Here is a 9,849-nt window from a genome sequence, read left to right as displayed (position 1 = left end):
TTTTGTTATATCTCTTATTTCCCCTTGATTCTTTGGCCACTGAAATTTCATATCATCAGAAAGAAATTTTGTAACTAGAATAAAGCCATTTCGATCCCAGCGTAATGCCCTAAGTGAATTATGTCGTTTATTACAAAATAAGAAAACACTTTTTCCGGAGTAAGGATCAAGTTTGAATTTCAATGAAACCAATGTAGTAAGTCCGTTTTGTTGTTTACGGAAATCTGTAGCACCTAGTGCAATATAAATATGTTCAGCCTCATCGGCTATATGCTTAATCATAGTTCCTGCAGAACTTTCATTAGTCCTGCTAAAGAGTCTTGATTGAAATTGCTTGGAACTGTTACCTGTATATTATTGAAAAATATCTGAAAATCATCCAAATTATCTGAAGTTAGTATTGCCTGATCGGCATTTGAAAGGATTGGAGTGATTTCAGCAAATGTCATTTCGTTATTCGGATTTTGCTTTTTACTTATTTTATGATTCCAATAATGATACTTACCTTTACTAATTTCATTGTCTTTACACCATTTTGAAACTGACATTCCGCTTTTAGTTCTTTCATTAATTCTTTGCTCCCAGAGAAGCTGATCTTTAGCTGTGGATCTCAAAATAAAACCTCCCATCGACTACTTTATCAAAGTATATCAAACCGGAGGTTAATTTACATTACGGTGTTTGTTCCATCGCTTACATACAATAGTTCTATTAATATATATATCGCATCATTAATTATTGAAAGCTCACTCCACTTATCGTTAGTGTGAGATCTAACTTTAATCAAGTTAATATAATTTCTAAAACAAATTTAAAAGAGATACTTAACACAAGAATATAACTAACTAGGCTAATACAACGATATAAGGTGATAAAAGCAACTTACATCACTTATGTATTTATTAATTCACCAATTACTAATATTGGAAGGTTTCGAGCTCTAAAATAGGCTTAAAATTCGAATTTTTATTATTCTGTAACCTTAATACTTATACATATTTATAAACATTGTATTTCATATCAATAATAATTGTATAGCTTGATTTATATAAGCCTAAAGCATTATGTTAAATTCAACTAAAAAATAATCAAGTATAATTACTTATTATTAGCAAGAGAATTTCCATATTCTTTGATGAGTACCGAAAAAGTATACGTCAAACGATAACAAACTGGAAATGACGCTAAACAGTTCCCTAAATATATTGATTTTAGGTAAACTAATATATATTATATTTTTGTCTAAAGACCTTAAAAACATAACATTGACAGTTATTAAAATAATTGCAATTAATTTGTATATACTATAGTATTAAGTTGATAACTTAACACTATAGGTAAGCATTTATTAAAAGTGTATTTAAATGAGTTCTTATTTTAAGTTTAGAGTTATTAATAAAATCATTTAGAAAGGAGATTTATGACGAGAAAAAAAAATCTAAAAAATCTCCAACTCTACCTCAACCCAAACAAGTAAAACAAGTTAAACATCTTAAACAGAGTCTTGAACCTATTAAAATAAAAAAAGATACATTTAAGGAAAGTATAAAAAAACATAAAAAAACTATTAAGACAATCTCAAAGTCAAATAAAAAGATAATTAATATATTATATTATTTTATTTGGTACATTTGTACTTATTTTGCTCTTTTTAATAAACAATGGATTTTATTAATAATACTTATTTGTGCTATGGTATTACTACCTTTATTTGAGATATTAAAATGTATTCCTAGTGTTATAATAGCAAATTATAAGGAAAATAGACTACACATGGGTATTAATATCATAATTATTATAGTTATCACTTTGGTAGTACTTACGGCAGTGGCAATGAAGACCAATATATTTAAATTTAAAAATTATAATCCGGATTTTGGGAGCTTAATAGGCGGTGCAATATCTGGAATAGCAACTTTGTTTGTGATAAAACATACACTTACAATAGATGATAGACGTGCAAGAGATAAGGCTAGAGTTAGTGCAGGAATTATAAAGGAAAGTATTAGTAATGGCTGGAATCAAATGAATAGAATGGCGGTAGAAGGCAATGTAAAAATCAGCTACATACATAATTGGTTAGAATATTATAGCGATATATCCTATGTGGCAAAATACGAATATCTAACAACGTTATTAAAAGAATTCCAATATATAGATACAATTAATGCCTATATTGAACAGGGAAATAAAGAAAAAATAATGAGTACACTAAATGAAAGGGAGTTTTATAATCAAAATTATACAGGCGATTTTAATATTACTGATACTTTTTTAAATATTTCATGTATTAAGATTGGTCTTAAGGAATCACAATCTTGGCGACTTGAAAATAGAAACATTACTATAATAAAGAATATAGAGAAAGACCTTTATACTGTAATAGAGGAAACAATTTATAATATTTTAATTGAAAAGGGGGATAGTGAGTTAAACTCTATTTCAATTCAACTAATAAAATTAGTAAGATCATATAATGAATTTGAGAAGGTTTATGATAATAGAATTATTATATCAGCTTTGCTTAATATTTGTATTAGAATAAACAAAGGCAATCGAATTGGATTTGTATGGAATGAATTATCGTTAAAGAGATGATCAATTAAGCATTATTTTATATTCTGTGGAGGCATATCTTGAAAACATTGAAAATATTAAAAGTAATATGATTTTATCCGAATATAAAGATAGCTTAAAGCCTTTTAATGGCGACACTTGGAAGGTTAATACAAATAATATGAAGTCATTAAAAAGGTATTAAGAGTTGAGATGGATAAAGAGCGTGGGGAAGATGTGCTTACTGTGGTTCTAAATATGGCGTTACTAGGGACATTAATATTGAACATATTGCACCAAAAGTGACAAAATTATATCCTCAATTTGAATTTACTCATATGAACCTGGTCTTATCTTGTACCTTATGCAATAACAGAAGCCATAAAGGAGAAATTGATAAAATATCTCAATATGATGATGACTATAATAAATGCACATTTATAATAATACACCCCTACTTTGATGAACCATAGAGGTTATGCTCCTTTACTTTTCCAGCAACTTCTGATACTCAACAGCATTTGAGTATTCTGCGCTTGCTTTCTTAAATCACTCTTATGCATCTAAACACCAACAATTAATTTTAGCTTGTGTCAGTTTTCCTTTTATTACTCTAGGATAATGTGTGTTTTATAAACTTCGTTGTAAATTTTATGGAGTTAATCCTCCTCTAATTTCGTCTGATAAGTACTGTTAGGGTATAATGGGTAATTACACATTAATTCCTTGGTTGTTTAGTATTTATACCCTTTTTTATATTAAAAACCATATATAACATAACTTTAGTATCATAGTAGATATTAAGAACAGGTATAAAAACAATCCATAGAGAAGCGCAAGATCACCTTAATTACACATTAAAGCATAATGCTTTAAAATATATTTAAAGATGCTGTAAAAATAAAAGCGGTGGCAAATTTATTATTTGCCACCGCTATGCCACCGCTCTTTAAAATATTAATAAATTGAGATAAATATAAATTGATATAGAAAGTCTCTTAAACTCAGTAAAATCAATACTTATTTAATATACTAAAATACAATTAAATCTATATAAAGAATGAAAAATTCAAATACAGGACTCGGCTTATAGACTTACTCACACCATAAAAAACACTATGTTTAATGCATAGTGTTTTTTGCTTTGCCAAAGCAAATTCTAATGTATTGAGTCGATCAATAGTTAAACCCTGTGCCTTATCTATTTTTAAAGAGATGATTTGTGTAACACGCTCAGAGTGGCCGGCAGTATACGTACATATTACAACTGCGCAGTCCTCTATAAGGTCATAAGGAATACTAAATAGTGTAAATGAAACAAAGTATTTATTAGGATAGGTATTAGCTTCATAATTACTCCACAATTGAGTAGTAGAATAAACGTATAAAGAAAAAGAAAACAATTAGAGGAGTGAAATTAAATGAAGAATAAAGTTATGGTTCTAATAATAGCAGGAGTACTAACAGTAGGAGTCATTTCAGTTGCATATGCAACAGGTGAAAATAATTTAACTATCAATGGGTTTAAGAGATCAATGATGAGTTCACAAAATAATGAGAATAAATCAGCATACAATTATAGTGGATCTATGATGAGTAATCAAAATGCCAGGCTTCAAACAAATGATAGCTATAACGATATGATAAAAATTATGAAAGATAATGGCTTTAGTAATGAAGCTAAAGCAATGGAAAATAGAAATTTTGATTCTATGAACAATTTGATGAATAACATCAGTGATACTGACTATAAAAAAATGATTGACATAATGAGGAAGAATGGATATGAATCTATGGCTAATATGATGAAATCCATAGGGAGAGAAGATATGGCAGAATTTCATGGAAGTATGATGGGAAGGTAATATTCTAGAAATTTACTAAAGTAAATAATATAAAAATAATGAGAGGATGATTTGATATGATGGGATATGGATATAGTATGATGGGAGGATCATTTGGAATGATCATTATTCCTATAATTTTAATTGGAATTGTTATGTTTGCAGTCACTAGACAAGGAGAAAATAATAATGTTAAAGATAATTCTTCAAATATTTTAAATGAAAGATTTGCCCGTGGAGAAATAAATGAAGATGAATATACTCATAAAAAAAATATGTTACTAAATGATAAAAAACACAAAAAAATTATTTAGGCTAGTAATGGTGTTATTAGATCAGTTTTTTAAGCAACAATGAAATAGATAACTTTGGAAATGCATTAGAATTTTAAAGGGGATGTTAAAACATCTCCTTTTCGTTTTGTTAAAAATAAAACTCTACATCTTTAGAAACGTTATAGTTAGATAATTTTTTTGAAGTAGGTACCGATCTTTTTACTTTAAAATAGCTATATTCTCTTTCTTTATAATTCCTACACATAATTAATGTACTATTCAGATATTGTAGCTTGGTTATACAGGCGAACGCATGTATATTGGGTTATATACTAAAACCTTGACATGAATGGTGTCTCGATAGTTTAGTTAAAAAACTATGGAGGTGAAAGCATATGAGTATTGAGAATCTTACATGGCATATTGCGTCAGTAAGTAGAGAAAAAAGGTAAAGTCAACAGATTGAATGTAAAATCGCTAGATAAATAATGTTGTAAAAATACAGACTTCAAGGAGGTATATTTATGTTTAAAAATATATGCGTTAAAGAATTGCCCATAAACTCAACTGATGGAATTAAGTGCGGTGGATAGTAATTGAAAGGTGGTATTCGTATGTCAAGTTTCAAGGTAAGTAAATATATACCAATACTCCAAACTATTAGAGAATATAAAAAAGAAAATATTAGGAAGGATATTATTAGTGCATTGACAGTGACAGTCGTGGGTATTCCACAGTATATGGCTTATGCATTGATCGCGGGTGTTAGCCCTGTTTATGGTCTTTATACGGGTATAGTAGCAACCATTATTGGTTCATTATTTGGAAGCTCAAATCAGTTGATCACTGGACCGACTAATGCTATATGTTTACTCACGGCAAGCGCCATGATTCGATATATGAACCTTCCGAATGCCTATCAAATACTTTTCCTAATGACCTTTCTCGTGGGCGTCTTACAAATGGTTTATAGCGTCTTTAAGTTGGGTAAGTTGGTAAATTTCGTGTCCCATACAGTATTGGTAGGTTTTACTGCTGGCGCAGGTGTAATAATCGCTCTCGGACAATTGCAAACATTTCTGGGCATATCTATTAAGAGTTCATCCGCCATGTCAACCTTGGAAAAAACGTATTACATCATAACCCATATAAGCCAAACCAACTTTTATGTCTTGGGAGTGGGACTGATGACGATAGCTATCGTGGTGATTTGTAAAAAAATTAATAAAAAATTGCCTGGTGCCTTACTCGGAATTACCATTCCAATAATTTTTATAATTATGTTTGCTTTAGAAAAGAAGGGTGTAAAACTTATAGGCACTATTCCTTCCACGCTGCCTACCTTTAAGCTGGTGCAATTTAGCTTTGCTTCTCTAAAGGATATTTTTGGAGGGGCTTTTGCAATTTCGATCATAGGACTGGTAGAAGCCATATCAATTTCAAAATCTATTGGCACTAAGACGCGACAAAGAATTGATTCTAATCAGGAATTTATCGGACAGGGTATAGCAAATATAGTGGGGTCTTTCTTTCAGTGTCTTCCCTCGTCCGGTTCATTTTCACGTTCTGCAATCAATTATATTAACGGGGGAGCCAGCAGATTTGCCGGTATCCTATCAGGTATATTTGTTGCCATAATTCTTATATGCTTTGCCCCCTATGCAATGTATATACCCAGTGCAAGCCTTGCTGGAGTATTAATTTATACTGGATATGGCTTGATTGATAAAGAGGAAATTAAGAAGGTTGCTCGTGCAGGCATATTATCGTCGGATTCTATTGCAATGTGGGTAACGGGTATGTTAGTAATTACACTGCCAAGCCTTGATTATGCAATTTATGCAGGAATTGCCCTCTCCATTGTCTTGTACCTGAAAGATACCAACAAAGCCCCGGTAAAACTTCTTATTCCATTACCGGGGACAGAGTCCCAAATTATTGAACAAGAAATTAAATCAGTTAAGGGAAAGGTAGATGTCTTAATTATTCAACTAGAAGGTAATCTTTACTTCGGCGCGGCATCTGACCTTGGAGAAAAACTTGAAAGTTTAATCAGCAAATCCAGAGTGTTCATCTTAAGAATGAAGTATGTGACTACAATTGATTTAACATCACTCAGTGCTTTGAAGGTTTTCATTAGGAATGTAAGAGAAACCAGTGGAATCGTGCTCATCAGTGGTGTCAATTCGGACCTAGATTTATTTTTTAAGAAAACTAATCTTGAATCTGATATTGGCATTGAGAATATCTTTAGATCGGAGAATGAAGTTTTTGCTTCTACTACTAACGCTTTACAGAAAGCAAGAGCTTCTCTAAACTGTGAAAGTGGTGATAAAGCTCAGAAGTTGGCTTAGAAGGTACTGTCCATAATAATCTTAAATCATAGAAACTAGGGAATTCACCCTAGTTCTTTCTAATGCTATATTGGATTAAATTTGCCAATAGAGTATACTATAAATAATACATTATTATACAGGGGTGAAACAAATGAATGATAAAATTAGAATTTTAGTAGTTGATGATGAACAAAAAGTTTTAAATGTAATTAAAGCTTATTTGATAAAAGAGGGTTTCGACGTTTTAACTTCCTCAGATGGTGAAGAAGCTTTGAATATATTTAAAAATGAACAAATTCATTTAATTATATTAGATTTAATGCTACCTAAAATTTCTGGTGAAGAAGTATGTAACAAAATTAGAGCCACCTCCTCTATACCAATTATTATGCTTACAGCAAAGACTGAAGAAGATAACAAAATAGAAGGACTTGCTATTGGAGCAGATGATTATATAACAAAACCATTTAGTAATAGAGAACTTGTTAGTAGAGTTAAAGCAATTATTAGAAGAACTTATAGAGATAATAACCCACTTGCTCAGTTATTAGTTATTAACGATGGCGATCTTGAAATAAATATTGAAAAAATGATTATAAAAAAACAAGGTAATCCTGTTCCCTTAACTTCTAATGAGTTTAAGATTTTAATTGCACTCCTGACCAACCCTGGACAAATATTCTCAAGGGAACAATTAGTAAATAAAGCTTTTGGAATTGATTATGATGGGTTTGATAGAACTATTGATACTCATATTAAAAATATTAGACAAAAAATTGAAGAAAACCCTAAAAGGCCACGATATATTATTTCTGTGTATGGCATGGGTTATAAATTCAACGGTTAATTGTTTATGCATCTTAACTTTAATGAAAATACGAGGTGAATTCAAATGAAATTGTCTTTATCAAAAAAATTATCCTTGGGATTTCTTCTTACTGCAATTGTATCTATATTCATTGCAGTGTTAATTTCAAATTATATGATTGATGAAAAATTCAACAATTACTTAATTGATGAACATAAAAACAAAGTAGAAAAAATTGCAACTATAATAGATGGTTTATACAACGAAAAAACAGGCTTTTCATCTAGTAATAAAGATGAAATACTAAGGTATGCTAATGCAGAAGAATTGTATATTGAAGTGAAAGATGCAACGGGAGATGTCGCTTTGACCTCAGGTAATTCAAATTTACAAAACCAAACTATGATGGGTTCAATGATGGGTACGATGATGAATAATTTTTCTTCAATAAAGCCAGGACAATACACTGAAGATAGCTATCCCTTAAGCAAAAACAATAAAAAAATTGGCACTATAGTCTTTGGATATTACGGCACCTCCTTTCTGAATGCTGGATCACTAACTTTCAAAATGACCTTGAATCACTCCTTTTTTATTTCTGGGGTTATAGCCTTGATTTTCGGGTTAATAGTAAGCATCTTTCTTTCAAAGCAATTATCCTCACCCTTAACAAAAATAACTGATACTGCTAATAGAATTAGAAATGGCGATTTAGAAGCTAGGTCTCATGTCACATCTAAAACCAAAGAAATAGATGATTTGAAAGCTTCAATAAACTATCTTGCAGAGACATTACAAAAACAAGAGCTTCTTAGGAAAAGATTGACATCAGACATGGCTCATGAGCTTAGGACCCCTCTTACCAATTTAAAAACACATATAGAGGCATTACTAGATAAGGTTTGGGAACCTACTGAGAAAATACTCACAAGCTTTTATGAAGAAATAGAACGTTTAATAAAATTAGTTGAAGGTCTTAACAATATAGCTAAATTAGAACAAACAAATCTAAATTTAAATAAATCTAGATTTAACTTATCATTAGAACTTGAAGAAATAATAACTTCTTTTCAGCCTCAGTATAGTAATTCAGCTTTGAAAATCTATTCAAATTTGGTTCCAAATGTAGAAGTATTAATGGATAAAGACAAATTAAAACAAGTAATGTATAATCTGCTTTCAAATTCACTTAAATATTCAAGAGGAGGTGGAGAAGTTACATTATATCTAAAATCTGAAGTTAATAACATTACTGTAGAATTAAAGGACAATGGAATTGGAATCTCCGAAAAAGATTTGCCATTCATATTTGAAAGATTTTACAGAAGCGATGAGTCTCGTGATAAAAATACCGGTGGTACTGGCATAGGTTTGACTATTGTAAAAGCTATTATTGAAGCTCATAAAGGTACGATAAATGTAAAGAGTAAATTAGGTGAAGGAAGTACTTTTATACTTGTGTTTCCTAAATCAATCATAAAGCCAGATGAATAAATCTGGCTTTATGATCTTTGTTTATTGCTACACATTATCAACATATGAATTTGGTATTATACTAACAAGGAGGTTTACCATATGAAGTATTCTACGGCTAACTTTAAACAATACAATATGTTATGTGATAAATGTTTGATAAACGTAATTAAGTGTCTAAGTAATCTCCATGGAATAGATGGCTTAGAAATAAGTCTGGAATCTAAAAAAATAAAAGTTATCTATAAAGATAAAACAATTACTAAAAAAATGATACAGGATAAAGTTAACGAAACAATCCTTACCGGTAAAGTTAAAAACATCTATGGATTTAATTCATAACTTTAATTATAGTAATGAAACTAATTATATTTATAATAATATTAAACAACTTTAAAAATGTAGCTCAAGACTATGCAATATGTCTTAATCTACATTTTTAGAAATTTGTGAAGCTAATATACAATTTTATGAACTGGAATTATCTCACATGTTTTTAGTGATTCATCTTATTTGGAGAGGTTTCACCTTGCCCATTTTCAGGCTCGATTTCTATT

10 protein-coding genes and 1 pseudogene are annotated in these 9,849 nt (G+C 30.1%); 9 read left to right on the top strand and 2 right to left on the bottom strand.

The window, feature by feature from the left end; all coding sequences use genetic code 11:
* The coding region (gene tnpB, locus KPL55_RS24750; protein ID WP_216309423.1) for an IS66 family insertion sequence element accessory protein TnpB at nucleotides 1-282 on the bottom strand (282 nt) is incomplete at its 3' end.
* Nucleotides 279-614, bottom strand: a complete 336-nt coding sequence (tnpA, locus tag KPL55_RS24745; protein ID WP_216309422.1) for an IS66 family insertion sequence element accessory protein TnpA — start codon at nucleotides 612-614, stop codon at nucleotides 279-281. The genes tnpB and tnpA, both read right to left, overlap by 4 nt.
* 1,159 nt (nucleotides 615-1,773) lie before the next feature.
* Here tnpA and KPL55_RS24740 point away from each other — a divergent pair.
* From KPL55_RS24740 to KPL55_RS24700, 9 genes and pseudogenes are all read left to right on the top strand, one after another.
* Nucleotides 1,774-2,598 (top strand): hypothetical protein, encoded by an 825-nt coding sequence (locus tag KPL55_RS24740; RefSeq protein WP_216309421.1) that lies wholly within the window; start codon nucleotides 1,774-1,776, stop codon nucleotides 2,596-2,598.
* Between the two features lie 25 nt (nucleotides 2,599-2,623).
* Nucleotides 2,624-2,761, top strand: a complete 138-nt coding sequence (locus KPL55_RS24735; RefSeq protein ID WP_216309420.1) for a hypothetical protein — start codon at nucleotides 2,624-2,626, stop codon at nucleotides 2,759-2,761.
* 43 nt (nucleotides 2,762-2,804) lie between these two features.
* Nucleotides 2,805-3,029, top strand: a pseudogene (locus tag KPL55_RS26880) (hypothetical protein); the annotation flags it as partial.
* A 948-nt stretch (nucleotides 3,030-3,977) separates the two neighbouring features.
* Nucleotides 3,978-4,421, top strand: a complete 444-nt coding sequence (locus KPL55_RS24725; protein WP_216309419.1) for a hypothetical protein — start codon at nucleotides 3,978-3,980, stop codon at nucleotides 4,419-4,421.
* A gap of 56 nt (nucleotides 4,422-4,477) precedes the next feature.
* Nucleotides 4,478-4,714: an SHOCT domain-containing protein gene (locus KPL55_RS24720; protein ID WP_246599825.1), complete on the top strand. Its 237-nt coding sequence runs from the start codon at nucleotides 4,478-4,480 to the stop codon at nucleotides 4,712-4,714.
* A gap of 575 nt (nucleotides 4,715-5,289) precedes the next feature.
* Nucleotides 5,290-7,029, top strand: a complete 1,740-nt coding sequence (locus KPL55_RS24715; protein ID WP_216309424.1) for a SulP family inorganic anion transporter — start codon at nucleotides 5,290-5,292, stop codon at nucleotides 7,027-7,029.
* 133 nt (nucleotides 7,030-7,162) lie between these two features.
* The gene (locus tag KPL55_RS24710) at nucleotides 7,163-7,858 is read left to right on the top strand and encodes a response regulator transcription factor (RefSeq protein WP_216309418.1); all 696 of its coding nucleotides are present in this window, start codon (nucleotides 7,163-7,165) and stop codon (nucleotides 7,856-7,858) included.
* A 45-nt stretch (nucleotides 7,859-7,903) separates the two neighbouring features.
* Complete coding sequence (locus KPL55_RS24705; RefSeq protein ID WP_216309417.1) at nucleotides 7,904-9,313, top strand: sensor histidine kinase; 1,410 nt, start codon at nucleotides 7,904-7,906, stop codon at nucleotides 9,311-9,313.
* An 81-nt stretch (nucleotides 9,314-9,394) separates the two neighbouring features.
* Complete coding sequence (locus KPL55_RS24700) at nucleotides 9,395-9,634, top strand: heavy-metal-associated domain-containing protein (protein WP_216309416.1); 240 nt, start codon at nucleotides 9,395-9,397, stop codon at nucleotides 9,632-9,634.
* Nucleotides 9,635-9,849 lie beyond the last annotated feature (215 nt).

Origin of the sequence: Clostridium lacusfryxellense, from assembly GCF_018861735.1 — a bacterium.
GTDB classification, from domain to species: Bacteria; Bacillota; Clostridia; order Clostridiales; family Clostridiaceae; genus Clostridium_AD; species Clostridium_AD lacusfryxellense.
Note: the sequence above shows the minus strand (reverse complement) of the source record. Positions and strands in the feature narration are given on the sequence as shown.

What these genes read in the sequence shown, in the direction of transcription:
- KPL55_RS24740 (WP_216309421.1), top strand. Translation starts at nt 1,774, where the DNA reads ATGGGTATTAATATCATAATTATTATAGTTATCACTTTGGTAGTACTT.
- KPL55_RS24725 (WP_216309419.1), top strand. Translation starts at nt 3,978, where the DNA reads ATGAAGAATAAAGTTATGGTTCTAATAATAGCAGGAGTACTAACAGTA.
- KPL55_RS24720 (WP_246599825.1), top strand. Translation starts at nt 4,478, where the DNA reads ATGATGGGATATGGATATAGTATGATGGGAGGATCATTTGGAATGATC.
- KPL55_RS24715 (WP_216309424.1), top strand. Translation starts at nt 5,290, where the DNA reads ATGTCAAGTTTCAAGGTAAGTAAATATATACCAATACTCCAAACTATT.
- KPL55_RS24710 (WP_216309418.1), top strand. Translation starts at nt 7,163, where the DNA reads ATGAATGATAAAATTAGAATTTTAGTAGTTGATGATGAACAAAAAGTT.
- KPL55_RS24705 (WP_216309417.1), top strand. Translation starts at nt 7,904, where the DNA reads ATGAAATTGTCTTTATCAAAAAAATTATCCTTGGGATTTCTTCTTACT.
- KPL55_RS24700 (WP_216309416.1), top strand. Translation starts at nt 9,395, where the DNA reads ATGAAGTATTCTACGGCTAACTTTAAACAATACAATATGTTATGTGAT.